Annotated in this window: 13 protein-coding genes; 12 read left to right on the top strand and 1 reads right to left on the bottom strand. The window is 66.2% G+C overall.

The window, feature by feature from the left end; all coding sequences use genetic code 11:
* The first annotated feature begins 107 nt into the window (after positions 1-107).
* From VH567_RS09970 to VH567_RS09955, 4 genes are read left to right on the top strand one after another with little or no spacing between them, the layout of a single operon-like run.
* Positions 108-890, top strand: a complete 783-nt coding sequence (locus VH567_RS09970; protein WP_423325608.1) for a rhamnogalacturonan acetylesterase — start codon at positions 108-110, stop codon at positions 888-890.
* Complete coding sequence (locus VH567_RS09965; protein ID WP_423325606.1) at positions 881-2,113, top strand: rhamnogalacturonan acetylesterase; 1,233 nt, start codon at positions 881-883, stop codon at positions 2,111-2,113. Before VH567_RS09970 ends, VH567_RS09965 begins: the two co-directional genes overlap by 10 nt.
* 1 nt (position 2,114) lies before the next feature.
* Positions 2,115-3,077 carry an alpha/beta hydrolase gene (locus VH567_RS09960; RefSeq protein WP_423325604.1) on the top strand — a complete coding sequence of 321 codons (963 nt, stop codon included), beginning with the start codon at positions 2,115-2,117 and terminating at the stop codon, positions 3,075-3,077.
* Between the two features lie 14 nt (positions 3,078-3,091).
* Entirely contained in the window at positions 3,092-4,411 is a 1,320-nt protein-coding gene (locus tag VH567_RS09955) for an oligogalacturonate lyase family protein (RefSeq protein ID WP_423325602.1), read from the top strand.
* 13 nt (positions 4,412-4,424) lie between these two features.
* On the opposite strand, the gene VH567_RS09950 is transcribed toward VH567_RS09955, so the two are convergent.
* Positions 4,425-6,344: a rhamnogalacturonan lyase gene (locus tag VH567_RS09950; RefSeq protein ID WP_423325600.1), complete on the bottom strand. Its 1,920-nt coding sequence runs from the start codon at positions 6,342-6,344 to the stop codon at positions 4,425-4,427.
* 167 nt (positions 6,345-6,511) lie between these two features.
* On the opposite strand from VH567_RS09950, the gene VH567_RS09945 reads away from it, so the two are divergent.
* The 8 genes from VH567_RS09945 to VH567_RS09910 all read left to right on the top strand — a co-directional run bounded on the left by VH567_RS09945 (position 6,512) and on the right by VH567_RS09910 (position 18,715).
* Entirely contained in the window at positions 6,512-9,721 is a 3,210-nt protein-coding gene (locus VH567_RS09945) for a TonB-dependent receptor (RefSeq protein ID WP_423325598.1), read from the top strand.
* Positions 9,722-9,857: 136 nt separating this feature from the next.
* Entirely contained in the window at positions 9,858-10,658 is an 801-nt protein-coding gene (locus tag VH567_RS09940; protein WP_423325596.1) for an IclR family transcriptional regulator, read from the top strand.
* A gap of 13 nt (positions 10,659-10,671) precedes the next feature.
* Positions 10,672-11,433 (top strand): SDR family NAD(P)-dependent oxidoreductase, encoded by a 762-nt coding sequence (locus VH567_RS09935; protein WP_423325594.1) that lies wholly within the window; start codon positions 10,672-10,674, stop codon positions 11,431-11,433.
* A 56-nt stretch (positions 11,434-11,489) separates the two neighbouring features.
* A complete protein-coding gene (locus tag VH567_RS09930) occupies positions 11,490-12,968 on the top strand; it encodes a rhamnogalacturonidase (protein WP_423325592.1) in 1,479 nt (492 codons plus the stop codon).
* 74 nt (positions 12,969-13,042) lie between these two features.
* Positions 13,043-13,357 carry an L-rhamnose mutarotase gene (locus VH567_RS09925; RefSeq protein ID WP_423325590.1) on the top strand — a complete coding sequence of 105 codons (315 nt, stop codon included), beginning with the start codon at positions 13,043-13,045 and terminating at the stop codon, positions 13,355-13,357.
* Complete coding sequence (locus VH567_RS09920) at positions 13,350-16,373, top strand: glycoside hydrolase family 35 protein (protein WP_423325588.1); 3,024 nt, start codon at positions 13,350-13,352, stop codon at positions 16,371-16,373. The genes VH567_RS09925 and VH567_RS09920 overlap by 8 nt, the downstream gene beginning before the upstream one ends.
* Positions 16,370-17,602: a glycosyl hydrolase 53 family protein gene (locus tag VH567_RS09915; protein ID WP_423325586.1), complete on the top strand. Its 1,233-nt coding sequence runs from the start codon at positions 16,370-16,372 to the stop codon at positions 17,600-17,602. Before VH567_RS09920 ends, VH567_RS09915 begins: the two co-directional genes overlap by 4 nt.
* The gene (locus tag VH567_RS09910; protein WP_423325584.1) at positions 17,603-18,715 is read left to right on the top strand and encodes a glycoside hydrolase family 88/105 protein; all 1,113 of its coding nucleotides are present in this window, start codon (positions 17,603-17,605) and stop codon (positions 18,713-18,715) included.
* Positions 18,716-18,719 lie beyond the last annotated feature (4 nt).

Below are 18,719 nucleotides of genomic sequence, written 5' to 3'. Positions count from 1 at the left end.
TCCACATGATGGTTATTTCATCGAGATGCCGGTTGCTCTTTGCGGAACGACGTCGCATCATACGGGAAAGACGACATGGGAGAGTGTGGGTGAGAAACGGCATGCTGATGGCCATCGCTCTGGTTGCGCCCGCAATCATGGGAGCCGCCCCTGCCTCCCCTGCCCCGATGCGGATCTTCATCGCCAGCGATTCGACCGCGCAGGATTACAAGCCGGAGCGCTATCCGCAGTCCGGCTGGGGCACGATGCTGCGGTGCGCGGTCGCGCCGAACGTCAGCGTCGAGAACCGCGCGATCGGCGGTCGCAGCACCAACAGCTTTATCCGCGAAGGCCGGCTCGACACGATCGCCGCGGACCTGCGCAAGGGCGACACGCTGCTGATCCAGTTCGGCCACAACGACGCAAGCATCGACAAGCCCGAGCGCTATACGACGATCGACCAGTATCGCGCCAACCTTCGCCGCTTCCTCGACGTCGCCAGCCGGGCGGGTGCGAAGGCGGTGATCCTGACCCCGGTCGCGCGGCGCGACTTCAAGGACGGCGTCGAGCAGCCAAGCTTTCCGACCTATGCCGATGCCGCACGTCAGGTGGCGCGCGAGACACGGACGCCGCTGATCGATCTCGGCAAGACGTCGCAGGCCTGGGTGCAGGCCGCCGGACCCGATGCGGCCAAGGGCTATTACCTCCATTATACCGGGGCGGCGGGAGCGCCGGGTTATCCCGCCGGTGTCGCCGACGACACGCATTTCAGCGAGATCGGCGCGCGGCGGGTCGCTGATCTGGTAGCGACCGGGCTGCACCGGCTGAAGCTGCCGATCGCGCGCTACGTGACCCCGGGGACGCCTGCCCTGACGCGAGCGACACCCGCGGGCGGCCCGTCGTGCGGCTGATCGGCGCACTGGCGCTTGGGATCGCGTTTATAAGTATGCCAGCCGAAGCGCAGGTGCGGCGGTTCGTGTTCGGCGGTGGCGCGGCCCCCAATGGCGCCGTCTCGGTGCCGACCGGGCGCACCTATGCGGACGGCTTCGGCTTTGAAGGCGGTAACCCGGCGCTGTTTTCGGTGGCGGTGCCGCCAGGCAATTACCGGGTGACGGTGACGCTCGGCCTGCCCAAGATCCGTACCGACACCAGTATCAAGGCGGAGTCGCGGCGGCTGATGCTCGATGGGGTCGTCGTGCCGGCGGGGCGGTCGATCACGCAAAGCTTCGTGGTCAATGTCCGCGACGCCGCGCTCACCCCGCCGCCGCTGAATGCGCCGGGCGGAACGGCGGTATCGCTCAAGCCGCGCGAGCGCGGTTCGTTCAGCTGGGACGACCGGCTGACGCTAGAGATGCTCGGCACGAAGCCCGGCGTCACCGCGATCACGATCGAGCCGGTGAGCGTGCCGACGATATTCCTGCTCGGCGATTCGACCGTCACCGACCAGCCTGCCGAGCCTGCCGCGAGCTGGGGGCAGATGCTCCCCGCCTTCTTCCGCCCTGACATCGCCGTCGCCAATCATGCGGAATCGGGCGAGACGATGAAGTCGTTCATGACCGAATTGCGCTTCGCTAAAGTGCTCGAATCCGCGAAACCCGGCGACTTCGCGCTGATCCAGTTCGGGCATAACGACCAGAAGGTGCAGTGGCCGCAAACCTATGCCGCCGCCGAGACGACCTATCGCGACTATCTACGCGCGTGGATCGCGGAATTCCGGCGGCGCGGCGTCGCGCCGATCCTCGTGACGTCGCCCGAACGGCGGATGTGGACGGGCGACCGGATCCGTCCGACGCTGGCCGACTATGCGACGGCAGTTAAGGCAGTCGGCGAGGAATTGCGCGTGCCGGTGATCGACCTGAATGCCGCGAGCATCCGGTTCTACGAGGCGCTCGGCCCGACCCGCGCGCCGCTCGCGTTCAACGATGGCGGCAAGGACGCCACGCATCACGACAATTACGGCGCCTGGGTGCTCGCGCGGGCAGTCGCGGCGGGGATCGCCGACGCGAAACTGCCGCTCGCCGGGCATCTGAAGCCGGACCTGGCGGCGTTCGATGCGGGCCATCCGCCCGACCCCGCCACGTTCCGGCTAGCGCCGAGCGTGGTCCATGACTCCACGCGACCGGACGGGAACTGAGATGACGACGCGACGCACGATCCTCGCGGGGGGGCTGGCCAGCCTGTTGCCGCTCCCCTCTCTCGCTCAAGCTACGCAACTCGCGGTGGAGCGGTTCGCGCTCTGGCCCGGTGCGGCGCCCGGCAGTCCGACGCCGGCGGTGGTCGATGCCTGGGTCAAGCGTTCGCCGACCGGCGCAGCGGACGACATCGCTTGGCCGCATGTCGCCACGCCGATGCTGACGGTGGCCCGACCTGCCAAGCCGAATGGTGCCGCGGTGCTGATCTGCCCCGGCGGCGCGTATGCCCGCGTGGCGGTCGGGCGGACGGGTGGCGGCGTCGCGCGGGACTTCGCGGCGCGCGGCATCACCGCGTTCGAGCTGCTCTATCGCCTGCCGCACGATGGCTGGGCAGCGGGGCCGGATGCGCCGTTGCAGGACGCACAGCGGGCGATGCGCGTGATCCGCGCGGGTACGGGCACGCGCTGGACGGTCGATCCGGCACGCGTCGCGGTGACCGGCTTTTCAGCGGGCGGGCATCTCGCCGCACGGCTGGCTTCACGCTCCGCGCTGCCGACCTATACGCCAGCCGACGCAGCGGACCGCCAGTCCGCGCGGCCCTCGATCGCCGGACTCTTCTATCCGGTGGTGACGATGCTCGACGACGGCGTGCACCGCCATTCGCGCGAGGAGCTACTCGGCACGCATGCTGCCGATCCGGCCTGGCAACGCCGCTATGCAGCGCAGCTCGACCTGCCGGCCGACATGCCGCCCACCTTCGTCGCGTGCAACGGCGACGATCCGGTCGTGCCGATGCGCAACGCCGTGCTGATGTACGAGGCGCTGCATACCGCAAAGATCCCCGCCGAACTGATGATCTTCGAAAAAGGCGGCCACGGTCCGCCTGCCGCACACCGCGACGGATTGCCGGTGCCGTGGATGGACCTCTTCCTCGCCTGGTCGCGCGACCATGGCTGGCCCGCTTAGCAAGGACGTTGCGCATGAAAGCACTTTGGATGGGCCTTTCGCTGGCGGTGATCTCGCCAGCGATTGCAGCCGCAGTCGCCCCGACAGTCATCGCGACACCGGCGAGCTGGGTCGACGCGAAGACCGGCCACAGGATCCTGCGGCTGTCCGACGCACCGGGCAACTACGCGCTGTATTTCAACTACAACGCCTACACGCCGCAGGGCGACCTGATGATCTTCCAGACCGCCGACGGCATATCGGTGGCGGATACCAAGAGCTGGGTCGTGAAGCCGTTGCTGCACCGGCCGGGGCTGCATCTGCTGTTCGCGGGGCACCGGACCCGCACCGCCTATTTCTCCGAACAGGCCAAGGGCAATGCCGACGCGCCGATCACGATCTATGCCGGCGACATCGACACGGGCAAGGTACGCAAGATCGCCGACGTGCCGAAGGGCAGCCGGATCGACACGATCAATGCCGACGAGACTTTGCTCGCCGGGCAGATCGCCGCGCGCGACATGCCGCTCCAGCCCAACGCGGCAGGGGTCGACGTCAAGACCGGGCAAACCGCCTATGCGGCGAATTGGCCCGATGGCCGGCCGATGACCTATGCCGATGCCAAGGAGTTCCGGCTGAACCAGCGGCTCGATGCCAAGATCCCGATGGAGATCTTCACCGTCGACGTGAGGACCGGGCAGCGGCGCAGCGTGGTCAAGGCGACCGACTGGCTCAATCACCTGCAATTCTCGCCGACCGACCCGACGCTGCTGATGTATTGCCACGAGGGGCCGTGGCACAAGGTCGACCGGATCTGGACCATCCGCACCGATGGCAGCCAGATGACGAAGGTCCACACGCGGACGATGAACATGGAGATTGCCGGCCACGAGTTCTGGTCGCCCGACGGCAAGACGATCTGGTATGATCTGCAGACCCCGCGCGGTGAGGATTTCTGGCTCGCGGGGTACGACGTCGCGACCGCCAAGCGCCGCTGGTACCACCTCGAACGCAACGAATGGTCGGTGCACTACAACGTCTCGGGGGACCAGACGCTGTTCTCCGGCGATGGCGGCGACAGCGAGATGGTCGCGCGCGCCCCGGACGGGAAATGGATGTACCTCTTCCGTCCCAAGCCCGTACCCGATGTTGCCGGAATCCGTGTCGACAATGCCGACAGCCTGATCGCGGCGGGGACGTTCGCGACCGAGAAGCTCGTCGACATGAGCAGGCAGGATTACAAGCTGGAGCCGAACGCGCGGTTCTCGCCCGACGGCAAATGGCTGATTTTCCGTGCGAATATCGAGGGCAAGGCGGCGATCTACGCGGTGGAGATCGCCAAGGCCCGGCCCTGAGGGTCGGAGCGCCTCAGTCGCCCGTTTCCGACGGCTTCAGGTTCCCCGGAAAATAGCCGAGGTGTGGCGGCTGGTTATAGGCGGTGTTCTGCCACGCGACGCCGGCACGATAGATCGGGTCCTGCATCAGCGTCACGAGACGGTGCGTGGTCGGGTACGGCGTCACGTAGATCCGCAGCTCGCGGTTGTCGGCCGAGCGCCACACCACTTCCTCGCGCCAGTCGCCGAGAATATCCGCCTGCAGCGCCGGGTTCGCCTTGGTGCCGTTGTTCGAGGCGACATCGGTCGGGTGGAGCAGCGGCGTGGCGGTGCCCGTCTTCCAGTCCCATTTGCTGATCGTGGTGCCGTCGAGCAGTTCCTGGAGCAGGTCGCCATCCCAGTAGAGCGCGAAATTGGTCTGGCGCGGCGCCGGACCGATCGCACTGCCCTTCACGTCGAACAACTCGCGGCTGTTAGACCCCCATAGCTCGGCGCCGACATGGCGCGGATCGATATCGGCGGCGAGACCGCGACCGGTGTCCGTATCGGCCGGCTTGGTCCACAGGATCGCGCCGGTGCGCGCATCGAGCAGCGCCGAGCCGATCCCGCCATTGGTCTTCACCTGTTCGTGGACGCCCCATTTCTCGAGGCCCGGCCGCAGCGGATCGAGATCGGCGACATGCATCGCGTCGCCGTGGAACAGCGGCACGGTCCACAGTCCCTTGCCGTCGTCATCGACCGCCATCGATCCGTAGATCACCTCGTCGCGGCCATCGCCATCGACGTCGGCGATGCTCAGCTGGTGGTTGCCGCGGTCGGCATAGGCGGCGTTGCCCGGTGCGGCGCTGTCGAACAGCCAGCGCTTGGTCAGCTTGCCGCCGCGATAATCCCACGCGGCGATCGCGGTGCGGGCATAATAGCCGCGGCCGAAGATCATGCTGGGCAGTCGTCCGTCGAGATAGGCGGTGCCCGCGAGGAACCGGTCGGCGCGGTTGGCGTAACCGTCTCCCCAGGTGTCGCGCATCTGCTCGAAGCTCGGATTGCCGCCGGGATAGCGCGGCGGATCATAAGGCGCGGTGGCGAGCGCCTTGCCCGAGCGGCCGTCGAACACGGTCAGATATTCAGGACCCTTCAGGATGCGTCCGACGAGTTGCGCGACCTTGGTGCCGTCCGCCAACAGCTTGGCGCCGGTCTTGTCGGGTTGCGGCACCTCACCGCCGTGCCCGCGCCAGTCGGCCTTCGCATCGCCAATGACCGTGCCGACGCCATCCACGGTGCCGTCCGCAGTCTTCATGGCGATCTCGGCGCGACCATCGCCGTCGTAATCGGCGACCTGGAACTGGGTATAATGCGCGCCGGCACGGATGTTGCGGCCGAGATCGATCCGCCAGAGCCGCTTGCCGTCGAGCGTATAGGCGTCGACGAAGACGCTGCCGGTATAGCCCGCCTGGCTGTTGTCATGGCTGTTGGTCGGATCCCATTTCAGGATCAGCTCGTACCGCCCGTCGCCATCGAGATCGCCGACGCTCACATCGTTGGCGGTGTACGTGAACGCCTCGCCGTCGGGCGTCGTACCGCCGGGCGGCGGTACGAGCGGGATCGACAGATAGCCGCCCGGTGCCATCAGCGCAGGTCCGCTCGCCGCGCCGGCCTTTCCAGATACCACCGGACGAATCGTGTAGCGCGCACTGGCGCTCCCGTCGCGATCGACGAACGACGTCGCCTCGACGATCGGCCTGGGCGTCAGCTTGCGCCCATCGCGGTAGACGTCGAAGCTGGTCGCGGGCGCATCGTCGCGGAGCAGGCGCCAGCCGACCAGCCACCCGCCCTCCTTCGCCGGGGTCGCGACGACGCCGCGGTCGAGTCGTTCGACCGGACGGGCGCGCGGTGCCGCTAGTGCAGGCAGCGAAACGCCGATCATCAACGCCAGCATGGCGGGGCCGGATAGCTTCATCATCATCTCCCACGGGGCCGCGCCCCTTATCGCGTTTATCCCAATTATTATGATTGCCCTTCAGGAAATGGCAAACTAATAACGGAACAGAGCTTCACAATGTGGTTTTGTGTCGAACATGGGGTCGACACTGGCGACGGTAACTACCGCGCCGACAAGAGGGGATGATGATGACCGGGACGCGCTACAGCACACATCGCACGATACACAGCCTGGCAGTCGGCACGTCCGCGCTAGCGCTCATGCTCGGCTGCATGACACCCGCCGCCGCGCAGACCGGCGCGCCGGTGACACCGGTGCCACCTGCCCCACAGACGGCCCCGCAGACGGCGCCGCAGACGGCACCGGAGTCGGTATCGCCCGAGGTCAGCCCGGAGGACATCCTGGTCGTCGGCACGCGCGCCTCGCTGCAATCGGCGATCGCCCGCAAGCGCAAGGCCGGCACCGTCGTCGACTCGATCGTCGCCGACGACATCGCGAGCTTCCCCGACAAGAACGTCGGTGACTCGCTGGCGCGAGTCACCGGTGTCCAGCTCGATCGTGATTTCGGCGAGGGCGTCAAAGTGTCGATCCGCGGCGTCGAGCCCGATCTCAACCGCGTCGAGGTCAACGGCGTCACCCAAGCAAGCGCCGACGGCAGCCGTTCGGGCGATTTCCGCGATCTTGCGACCGAACTGGTCAAGTCGATCGACGTCTACAAGGGTTATAGCGCCGACCTGACCGAGGGTGGTCTCGGCGGTACGGTAAGCATCGAGACGCGCCGCCCGCTGGAACTGAAGAAGGCGCTCGGCACGCTGGTCGTATCGGCCCAGCATCTCGAGACAACGCAGAACTGGCGGCCGCGTATCACCGCGGTGATCGGCACGCCGCATTTCCTGATCGACGGGCTCGGCGTCCTCGCCAACGTCACCTACGACGACAAGCAGCTTCGCCAGGATTACATCAGCAACACGAACTGGAAACGGATCGCCGATTTCGATCGGTCGAACGAGAAGACTGTCGCCAATCCCGATTACGCCAATTTCAACACCTATGGCAGCTGTGCGGGAGTCGGTGGCGCCAATGCCCCGGCAGCAACGGCGCGGCGGCTAGCGTGCGAGACGCAGTTCTTCGACTGGGTGCCGACCGTGCCGCGGCTTCGGCAACGCCGGATCGACGACAAGCGGCTGTCGGCTGATTTCCAGGTCCAGTACGAGTTCGCCCATAATTTCCGCGCCTTTGCCGAGGCGACGCTCACCAACCGCAAACAGCAGTTGAACGACGTCAACTACTCGCTCGATCTCGGCCGATTCGAACGTTTCAATTATGACGCGGCGCTGCCGGCCGGGCTCAACGGCGCCACGTCGCGTCCGCAGATCACCGCCGGCACCTCGACCAGCGAGAACCACGTCGTCACCAGTGCGCTGACCGCGCTCAACTCGGTCAATGTCGGCACCGCCGCCGCGCCGATCTGGAACGGCGCGAGCAACATCCTCGGCGTACAGCGCCGTGACTTCGAATATGATCAGCGCACGCGCTATTACCTGACCGGGTTCGACTGGACGTTCGACGACCTCCAGATAAAGGCGCTGGCGTCGCATTCGACCGGGCGGACGGTCGGCGAGACCAACCTGCTTGCCTATTCGACGGGCATCAGCGGGATCACGATCGATCGCCGCAACGACCTGGGCATCCCGGTATTCGTGTTTCCCGAGAATTTCGATCCAACCTCGACCAGCGCGTATGTCCGGCCGGGCGGGGTCAATCTCGCGGGTCGCCAGGCGGGGCCGACGGTCCAGTATCGCCCCAACGACAACAACAACAAGGAAGACCATCTCAAGCTCGACGCGGATTGGGAAACCAACCTGCCGTTCCTCAAGAGCATCGAATATGGTGGCCAGTTCCGCTGGCAGGAATATGAGAACTACGCGGGCGGCGGCACCCGCATCCTGACGCCTGCGGTCTCGGCGAACCCGTCGACCGGTACCGCCGCGGTTCCCGCAGTGTATCAGACGAGCGCCAACGTGTCGTACACTACCGTGGTCACCGACACGCCGCCGGCGGTACGCGCGCCCAACACCTATTACATGACGCAGGCGCAATATGCGCAGTTCGTTGCCGCGAACACCGGATCGTTGCCCGGCGCGCCGCTGTTTACCGGGCTCAATGGCGCGCCCAGCGGGTTACCCTCCCAATTGTCGGTGCCGATCATCGATTATAGTCGGCTCGGCCAAATCTACGATTTGTCCGGCTTCGATCAGGATCTGATCCGCAACGCCGATGGGCTGTCCCAGATCCCGGCGGTGTTCATCAAGGAACGGGTGGCCGCGGCGTATATCAAGGGCAATTTCGAGCAGGACCTGTTCGGCATGCGACTGAGCGGCAATGCCGGCGTCCGCTACGTCAAGACGATCGACGAGGGCACTGGGACCAATGTCAGCCGCCAGACGCGGGTTCGTCCCGGCACCGGCGTGCCCGGCATCCCCGCGGTCGTGGAGACCGTGATCCTGGGCGCGAACTCGCTCTCGCTTAAAAACAGCTACAGCGATTGGCTGCCGGCGTTCAACGCGGCGCTGGACATCACGCCGAACCTGACCTTCCGGGCCAATTGGGCGCGCAACCTCGCACGTCCCAAGCCGACCGATCTCGTCCCGAACATCAATTGCGTCGACGACGTGACCGACATCACCGGGCTCCAGGACGCCTGCGTATCGGGCAATCCCGACCTGCTGCCGTATCGTGCGGATCAATGGGAGGTGAACCTCGGCTGGTTCCCGAACAAGGATACCGCGATCAGCATCGGCTATTTCAAGAAATACGAAAAGAGCTTCGTGATCCAGAACATCACGCGGCCAAACGTCGACCTGTTCCAGGACGGCAATCTGTTCACCGTTCGCCAGCCGGCCAATGGTTTCGGCGCGCTGCTCGACGGGATCGAAGCGAGCGCGCAGACCGCCTTCACCTTCCTGCCCGCCCCCTTCGACGGACTCGGTGCGAGCGGCAATGCGACGTTCGCACGCGCGATCCGCACCAACCTGACGAACCTCGCGACCGGGCAGCCACTCGACGATTATCCCGGCCTGTCGAAATGGACCGCCAATGCCAGTATCTTCTACGACAAGGATTGGTTGAACCTACGCGTCAACTACAACTACCGGTCGAACTGGCTGGTGACCGTCGCTGACATAAACTTCGACAACAGCCCGATCTACCGAAAGGCCGAGGGCTTTATCGATGCCAAGGTGACGTTCCGCTTCCCCGAGCAGCACACCAATTTGTTCATGGAAATCCAGAACATCAACAAACAGTCCTCGAAGAGCTACATCGACAAGGCACGACCGGTGGAATATTATTACGCTGGCCAACGCTTCTTCGCGGGCCTCCAGCTGAAGTTCTGACGCACGGTCTCCCCCCTGGTCGACCGTCGCAGGACGGTCGGCCATTTTTCCTCGATATCCCAGTCGCGTAGCGCAACCGACATCCGTCGAGATTCGCCGATTGCCAGCATGTAGGAGGCCGTCTTATGGAGTGGGCATGAACACTTCCACGACGAATATCGACAAGACGGAGTCGGCCGGCGCGGTCGGCGCCGGCAGCCAGACGCTCATGCGCGGGCTCGACCTGATCGAGGCGGTCAGCCACGAGGTCCTGACGCTCAGCGAACTCGCGGTGAAGCTCGACCTGACCAAGAGCACCACGCACCGCCTGCTGAGCGCGCTGGTCGATCGCGGCTATCTCGCGTTCACGCCGCGCTCCGGATACCGGCTAGGCCCGAAGCTGCTGCTGCTCGGCACGCTCGCGCAGGCGCAGGCCGATCTGGTGCAGGTCGCACGGCCGTATCTCGAGGAGTTGGCCGCTTCGACCGAGGACACCGTCCATCTCGGCGTGTTCGACGGCGATTTCGCGCTGTATCTCGACAAGGTGCCGGGGCGCCGACGGATCACGATCTCGAGCCGGGTCGGCGATCGCCAGCCGCTCAGCTCGACCGGCCTCGGCAAGGCGCTGATGATCGATTCCCCACCCGCTTATTGGCAGGAGCGCTTCGATGCGGACCAGGCGGCGGGTGCGCCCAAGGCCGATGCGAAAGTGTGGCGAGAGCGGATGCAGGGCTATGCGACCTGCGGCCGTGCGTTCGATCTCGAGGAGAACGAGGACCAGATCCGCTGTGTCGCCGCCCCGATCCGCGACGCGGCCGGCAAGATCGTCGGCGCGATCAGCGTGTCGAGCGCCGCGCAATATATGAGCGACGACCGCATGACGACGCTGACCGACGAGGTGCGCGGCACCGCCGGCGCGATCAGCCGCGAGCTCGGTTTCGAGCCGCCAACCGACTAACTGGGAGAGAAAGATGTTGCTCGAAGGCAAGACCGTGCTGGTGACCGGCGCATCGGCAGGGATCGGCCGCGCGGTCGCGATCGGCTGTGCGCGACACGGCGCCGACGTCGCGCTGAATTTCGCGCGCGACGTGGCGGGTGCCGAGAGCGCGGTCGCGGAGATCGAAGCACTCGGGCGGAAAGCCGTGGCAATCCAGGGCGACGTCGCCGATCCGGATACCGCGCGCGACTTCATCGACAAGGCGGTGGCCGCGCTCGGGCGGGTCGACGTGTTCGTCAACAACGCCGGGATCTGCCCGTTCCACGCGTTCCTCGACATGCCCGTCGAGACGTTCGAGCGGACCATGCGCGTCAATTTGCACGGCGCCTATTACATGGTCCAGGCGGTGGCGAACCAGATGGTGAAGCAGGGCGATGGCGGGTCGATCATCGCGATGTCGTCGATCTCGGCGCTGGTCGGCGGCGAGTATCAGACGCACTACACGCCGACCAAGGCGGGGCTCCATTCGCTGATGCAGTCGGTCGCGATCGCGCTTGGCAAGCACAATATCCGCTGCAACTCGCTGTTCCCGGGGACGATCCTGACCGACATCAACAAGGACGATCTCGCCGACGAGGCCAAGCGGTCGTACATGGAAAAGCGCATCCCGCTCGGCCGGCTGGGCAAGCCCGACGATCTAGTCGGACCGACCGTGTTCCTCGCCTCGGATCTCGCGCAATACGTCACCGGCGCCTCGCTGCTGGTCGACGGCGGCATGTACGTGAACCTCCAATAAGCGCGCCCGGCGCCTCGTCGGTGACACGTCGCGACGTCGGATTCGGGCTCGGCGCTATGCTGCTTCCCTTCCCCGCCCACGCCGCGACGATGATCGACGTGCGCGATCATGGTGCGCGCGGCGACGGGCGGTCCATCGACAGCACCGCGATCAACGCGGCGATCGTTGCCGCCGCGCGGTCTGGCGGTGGCACCGTGCTGATCCCGGCGGGGCGTTATTTGTGCTTCTCGATCCGGCTGAAGAGCGACGTGACGATCCAGTTCGCCAAGGGTGTGCTGATCGAAGCGGCGGATCCTGCACGGCACACCGGGCGCTACGACCTGCCCGAAGACAATGCCGAGCAACTCTATCAGGATTTCGGCCACAGCCATTGGCGCAACAGCCTGTTCTGGGGCGAGGATGTCGAGAACGTCGCGATCACCGGCCCCGGCCTGATCCACGGCCTAGGGCTCACCCGCGATGGTCCCGGCGCAAGATGGAAGGCACAGACCGGCGAGCGGCCGCTGTCGATGCGCCAGATGACCGTGGCCGAGATCGCCCGGCTCGAACCCGATGCCGCGCGCATGAACGGGCTCGGCAACAAGGCGATCGCGTTCAGGAACGGCCGCAACATCCGCCTGTCCGGCTTCTCGATGCTAAGATGCGGCCACTTCGCTATCCTCGCGACCGGCACGCGCGATCTGCACATCCACGACCTCACGATCGACACGGACCGCGACGGGATCGACCTCGATTGCGTCCAGCGCACGGTCGTCGAACGGTGCCGCGTCAACACGCCCAACGACGATGCGATCGTCATCAAGAGCAGTTTCGCACTCGGTCGCGCGGTCGCTTCGGAGGACGTGACCGTTCGGCACTGCGCAGTGTCGGGCTATGATCTCGGCACGATGCTCGACGACACGCGGCAGACGACGCAACTGCTCGCGCCCGACCGCGACCGCGTCACCGGGCGGATCAAGCTCGGGACCGAAAGCAACGGGGGGTATCGGCGCATCCTGATCGAGGATTGCAGCTTCACGCATTGCCGCGGCCTCGCACTGGAGACGGTCGATGGCGGCGTGATGGACGATGTCGTCGTCCGCCGCATCACGATGCGCGACGTGACCACCGCGCCGTTGTTCCTGCGGATCGGCGACCGGCGGCGTGGCCCGGCCGGCACCGGGGTCGGCGCAATCCGCCGCGTGGCGCTTAGCGACATCGACGCCACCGGGATCGACCATCGCTTCGCCGCCGCGATCGCCGGACTGCCCGGCCACCCGGTCGAGGACGTCACGCTGTCGCGCATCCGCCTGTCCTATCGTGGCGGCGGCACTCCCGAAGATGCCGCTCGCAGGCCCGAAGAGCTCGCGGGTGCCTATCCCGAGCCAAGCATGTTCGGCATGTTGCCCGCCTGGGGCTTGTGGGTCCGGCACGCTAAGGGCCTCGCGATCGACCGCCTCACCCTCGATACGATGACGCCCGACGCCCGGCCGCCGTTCGCGATCGAGAACGCGACCGGACTTTCGGTCACCCGGACGCCACTCTGGCGCGGTTAGCGTTTGACCTGAGCGCGGAACGGCTTTACCAAATCGTACAGAGCAATACCACATAGTGGATTGGGGAGGGTGCGATGTCGATCCATGCGTTCAGGATGCAGCTGAAACCCGGCGTCGTCGACGAATACCGCAAGCGCCACGACGCGATCTGGCCCGAGCTCTCCGCGTTGCTGACCGAGAGCGGTATCCACGATTATTCGATCTTCCTCGATGAGGCGACGCTGTCGCTGTTCGCGGTTCTGAAGCTTGCCGAACCCAACACCCGCGCCGCTCTGCCCGATCACCCGGTGATGAAGCGCTGGTGGGATCACATGGCGCCGCTGATGGAGGTCGAGGATGACAACCGGCCAAAGGAATGGTCGCTCCCGCTGATCTTTCATCATGATTGATCGCAAACGCTTGATCGCGCTGGCGCTTGCCACTGCGGTGACCCCGGTCCCAGCGACGGCGCAGGTCGCACGCCCGACGCAGAACCTCGCCGCGCCGGTCAAGACGTTCGGGCGGGTATCGTACGACGCGCGGTCGCTGATGATCGACGGCAAGCGTCAGGTGATCTGGTCGAGCGAATTCCACCCGTTCCGCCTGCCCAGCCCCGATCTGTGGCGCGACATATTGCAGAAGATGAAGGCGAGCGGCTTCAACACCGTCGCGCTGTATTTCGACTGGGGCTATCACAGCCCCAAACAGGGCGTGTACGACTTCACCGGGATCCGCGACGTCGAGCGCGTGCTGACGATGGCGCAGGAGGAAGGCCTCTACGTCATCACCCGCGCCGGGCCGTACGTGAACGCGGAGCTGTCGCGCGGCGGGTTTCCGGGCTGGCTGGTCAACCAAAAGGGTCGCGCGCGGACCGACGATCCGGCGTACCTCGCGGCGTCGGACGAGTGGCTCACCCACGTCAACGCGATCATCGCGCGCCACCAGATCAACGGCGACGGCAAGGGCCATAGCGGCAGCGTCATTCTCCACCAGATCGAGAACGAACTCGCGCTGACCACGCCGGCGCAGCGCCGCTACATGGACCATCTCTACGTCAAGGCGCGCGCCGACGGCATCACCGTGCCGCTGTTCCACAACGACCAGGGACGCAACGGCTATTGGGTACCCGAAAGCTCGACCGTCGCGAACGTCGTGAAGGGGCCGGGCGATCTCTACGCGTTCGACGGCTATCCCGGCGGCACCTGCACCGTCGCGGGCAAACCCACGCGCGGCGTCGCTGCGCCCGACTGGGGGTTCTACGGTCCCGGCGGCGCGAAGGGCGGCGCATCCGCCTCGCCCGATACACCGGCATTCCTCGCGGAGTTCGGTGGCGGATGGTTCGATTATTGGGGCTCGAACGGCGGCTACGAGTGCAACGCGGTGCAGCGCGGCAAGCGGTTCCAGCGCGTGTTCTACGGCACCAATCTCGCCAACGGCATCGACATCCAGAGCTTCTACATGGGCTATGGCGGGACGAGCTGGGGCTGGCTGCCCGCCCCCGTCGTATTCACGAGCTACGATTACGGCGCAGCGATCTCAGAAGCGCGCGAGGTGCGGACCAAGGCCGAGGAGATGAAACAGCTCGGCGGACTGATCGCCGCGGTGCCGGATCTCGCGGGCATGGTCCCCGCCGCGCCGGTGCAGGTGTCGTCGCCGAACGTGCAGGCGTATCACAACCGCAGCCCGGAGAGCGATGCGCGCTTCCTGATGGTTACGCACAAGCCGTCCAACGGGCAGACCGACGACCGCTTCACGATCACCGCCGACCTGCCCGATGGGCGCTACACCTTCCCGCAAGCCGAACCGATGCGGCTGAACGGCTTCGATGCGAAGTGGCTGGTCGCGGGCGTGACCCTCGGCGGCCAGCGGCTGGTCTATTCGACGTCCGAATTGCAGACGGCGCTGACGATCGATCGCGGCGAAGTGATGCTGCTCTACGGTCGCGCAGGCGAGACCGGCGAGACCGTGTTGCGCTACACGGCCGCGCCGACGGTGACCGTCCTCGAAGGCACCGCTACCAGCGCATTCGACGCGGCGAAGGGCGATCTTCGGCTGAATTACACGCTCGAAGGCCGATCGGTCGTTCGGATCACCGGCGGCGGGCGCCCTGCCCTCACGCTGATCCTTGCCGACGAAGCCGAGGCGGTACGCTACTGGCGCGGCAGCGACGCGGTGCTGGTGCGCGGCCCCGCGTTGCTGCGCTCGACCAAAGCGACCGGCGGCACGCTGGCGCTGACCGGCGATACTGCCGAGGCGACGTCGCTTGAACTCTGGGCTCCGGCCGCGCTGCGGTCGGTGCGGTGGAACGGGGCAACGGTTGCGACGAAGGCGACCGCGATCGGCAGCCGAAGCGCGACGACGGCATTGTCCGGTCCCGCCCCGGTCGTACTCCCGGCTTTGACCGGCTGGCGGACGGCGCAAGGCTCCCCGGAAGCCGCACCCGGCTTCGACGACAGCGGCTGGCAGGCCATCGACGGCCGCGGGAGTGCGACGACGACCGCGAAGCCCGATGGCCAGCCGAACCTGACGATGGACTCCTACGGCTTCCACGACGGCGACGTCTGGTATCGCGGCCGCTTCACCGGCACGCCCGACGCCAAGCAGATCGCGCTGTTCTACGGGGCGGGCGGCTCCGGCATGGTGCAGGTCTGGATCGATGGCCAGTTCGTCGGCCAGAACGAACTCCCCAGCGGCCTGCCGCGGCCGATCACCACCGGCCTCGCACGGTTCGACCTGCCCACTTCCGCACGCGTCGCTGGCGAGCATGTCGTGAGCGTCATGGTGCGCAACAACGGCCATAACTGGGATCTCGATTCCGACGATTATCACAAGGAAGCGCGCGGGCTGGTCTCCGCGTCGATCGAGGCGCCGGGCGGACGCAGCTTCGGCGTGCCGATCGCGTGGAAGATCCAGGGCAAGCTCGGCGGCGAGGACCTGCCCGATTCGGCGCGCGGGCCCGCCAACAACGGCGGCCAATATGGCGAGCGGTTCGGCTGGCATTTGCCCGGCTTTGACGACAAGGCCTGGGCCGCGGCGACGATCCCCGCCGCGACCGCCACGCCCGGCACGACCTGGTATCGTACCCACTTCGATCTCGCCGTGCCGAAGGGCCAGGACACGACGATCGCGCTGGCATTCGGTGACACAGCAACCCCGCGTTCGGTCGCCCGCTACCGCGCGCTGCTGTTCGTCAACGGCTGGAACATGGGCCAATTCATCGCGCATGTCGGCCCACAGCGCGTGTTCCCGATCCCCGAAGGCATCCTCAACCACCACGGCGCGAACACCGTCGCGCTCGCGGTCACGTCCGACGGCGCGCCCGGCGATGCGATCGAGCAGGTCCGGCTGATGACGATGCGCTCGGTCAAGGGTGGCGTGCCGGTACAGATGGTCGCGGCACCGAACCGGTTGGGCACCGCGCAATGATCACGCGCAGGACATTCGGCGCAAGCGCTGGGGCGGCCTGTCTCGCCAGCATCGCTCCCGCGGCCAAGGTCGCAAACGGCGCGAGGCCATGGCCGTACCTGATCGGCGCGGACGTGTCGTGGATCCCCGAGGACGAGTTCGCCGGTGCGACGTATTTCGAGAACGGCATCGCCAAGGACCCGCTCGTGATCCTCCGCGATGCCGGCTTCAACGCGATCAAGCTGCGGCTCTTCGTCGATCCTGCGCAAGGCTATTCGACCGGCAAGCCGGGCGGGCCGTGGTGCGACCTGCCGCGCACGATCGCGTTCGCCAAGCGCATCAAGGCAGCCGGCTTCCACCTGTCGCTGACGCTGCACTATTCTGACACCTGGGCGGACCCGCAGCATCAGGACAAGCCCGCCGCCTGGGCCGCGCTCACCTTTCCGCAACTGGTCGAGGCGGTCCACCGCCATACCGTCGACGCGCTGTCGGCGATGAAGCGCGCGGGCGCCGCCCCCGACCTTGTCGTGATCGGCAACGAGACGACCTTCGGCATGCTCTGGCCCGACGGGCGCGTGCCGCTGACCATCCCGACCGGCAATCCGCAGACCGATGCGGTGCACATGAACGTCCCCGGCGCAGGCGGATACGATCGGTTCGCGATGCTGCTGAAGGCCGGGATCGCCGGCGCACGCGACGCGACGCCCGAAGCGCGCGTGGCGGTGCACAATCACCTCGGGCGGCACTGGCCGATCGTCCGTCACTGGATGGACAATCTGCTCCAGCGCGGCGTGACATTCGATGCCACCGGCTTCTCCTGCTACCAGCAACAGGCGCAGGGCGACTGGGCGCGAACCTTTACCGAGTTCGCCAAGGCCTATCCCGACCACGGTTTCCTCGCGCTCGAATATTCGTCGCGCAAAAAATACGTCAACGACCTCGTCCACGCCCAGCCGCACGGTTGGGGCAGCTTCATCTGGGAGCCGACGCGGCACCAGGAAGCGATCTTCACGCACAACGGCACGCCCGCCGGCGAAGGGCCCAAGCCCGATCTTCTCTCGCAGGGGATCAACGCCGCCGAGGCACCCGGCGCGGTCGCACAACCGGCCGCATCGACACCGCCGAACGGCACGACACCGTCGACCGGTCATGGCGGTCGCTACGACGCCGACCCCGAATTCCTCACCCTCTATCGGACGATGGCGCGCGACTATGGGCTCAGCCCTGCGCGTCCCAACAGGAGACTATAAGTGGCTGCCCTCACCCATAATGTGCCGCGCGCGGACGTGACCGCCGCGATCGCCAAGCTGATGGACAACCTCGTCAACATCAAGGACGAGACCGGCGAGTTCCTGCTGCGCCTCGAAGACGGCCGGGTCATCGACACCAAGGGCTGGGCCGGCTGGGAATGGACCCACGGCGTCGGCCTGTTCGGCATGTGGCGCTATTACGAGCAGACCGGCGATGCGGGCGCGCTGGCGATCATCAAGCAGTGGTTCGAGGATCGCTTCGCCGAGGGCACGCCGACCAAGAACATCAACACCGTCGCACCGTTCATCACGCTCGCCTATCTCTACGAGCGCGAGCCGGATCCGCGCTACATCCCCTATCTCGACACCTGGGCCGAGTGGCTGATGGCGCCGGACGGCCTGCCCAAGACCGAGGAGGGCGGGTTCCAGCACATCGTCTACAATGACGAAAACCCCGGCGAGATGTGGGACGACACGCTGATGATGTCGGTGTTGCCGCTCGCCAAGATCGGGCTTTTGTTGAACCGTCCGCACTATGTCGAGGAAGCCAAAAGGCAGTTCCTCGTCCACATCAAATACCTGTTCGACAAGAAGACCGGGCTCTGGTTCCACGGCTGGGACTTCAACGGCCGGCACAATTTCGCCGAGGCGCTGTGGGCGCGCGGCAATTGCTGGGTGACGATCGCAATTCCCGAGATCATCGAGATCCTCGACCTTCCGGTCGGCGACGCGTTCCGCACCTTCCTGATCGACACGCTCGCAGCGCAGGTGAAGACGCTCGCCGAGACGCAGGACGAGAGCGGGCTGTGGCACACGCTGGTGATGGATCCGACCAGCTATCTCGAGGCGTCGGCGACCGCGGGCTTCGCGTACGGCATCCTGAAGGGCGTCCGGAAGGGCTATCTGCCGCGTCATTACGAGGCGGTCGGGATCAAGGCCGTGCAAGGAGTGCTCGCCAATATCGACGATGCCGGCGAGTTGAAGCAGGTCAGCTTCGGCACCGCGATGGGCGACACGCAGCAATTCTACAAGGACATCGCGCTCACCTCGATGCCCTACGGCCAGAGCCTCGCGATGGTCGCGCTCGCCGAGTTCCTGCGGACCTATATCTGACCCT

It is taken from the genome of Sphingomonas sp. 4RDLI-65, from assembly GCF_049472435.1.
Taxonomy (GTDB): domain Bacteria; phylum Pseudomonadota; class Alphaproteobacteria; order Sphingomonadales; family Sphingomonadaceae; genus Sphingomonas.
The sequence above is the reverse complement of the archived record's forward strand: the minus strand, read 5'-3'. Positions and strand labels throughout refer to the sequence as shown.

Coding starts and splice junctions, on each gene's coding strand:
- VH567_RS09930 (WP_423325592.1), top strand. CDS start 11,490: ATGCTGCTTCCCTTCCCCGCCCACGCCGCGACGATGATCGACGTGCGC.
- VH567_RS09935 (WP_423325594.1), top strand. CDS start 10,672: ATGTTGCTCGAAGGCAAGACCGTGCTGGTGACCGGCGCATCGGCAGGG.
- VH567_RS09925 (WP_423325590.1), top strand. CDS start 13,043: ATGTCGATCCATGCGTTCAGGATGCAGCTGAAACCCGGCGTCGTCGAC.
- VH567_RS09945 (WP_423325598.1), top strand. CDS start 6,512: ATGATGACCGGGACGCGCTACAGCACACATCGCACGATACACAGCCTG.
- VH567_RS09915 (WP_423325586.1), top strand. CDS start 16,370: ATGATCACGCGCAGGACATTCGGCGCAAGCGCTGGGGCGGCCTGTCTC.
- VH567_RS09940 (WP_423325596.1), top strand. CDS start 9,858: ATGAACACTTCCACGACGAATATCGACAAGACGGAGTCGGCCGGCGCG.
- VH567_RS09955 (WP_423325602.1), top strand. CDS start 3,092: ATGAAAGCACTTTGGATGGGCCTTTCGCTGGCGGTGATCTCGCCAGCG.
- VH567_RS09970 (WP_423325608.1), top strand. CDS start 108: ATGGCCATCGCTCTGGTTGCGCCCGCAATCATGGGAGCCGCCCCTGCC.
- VH567_RS09920 (WP_423325588.1), top strand. CDS start 13,350: ATGATTGATCGCAAACGCTTGATCGCGCTGGCGCTTGCCACTGCGGTG.
- VH567_RS09960 (WP_423325604.1), top strand. CDS start 2,115: ATGACGACGCGACGCACGATCCTCGCGGGGGGGCTGGCCAGCCTGTTG.
- VH567_RS09950 (WP_423325600.1), bottom strand. CDS start 6,344: ATGAAGCTATCCGGCCCCGCCATGCTGGCGTTGATGATCGGCGTTTCG.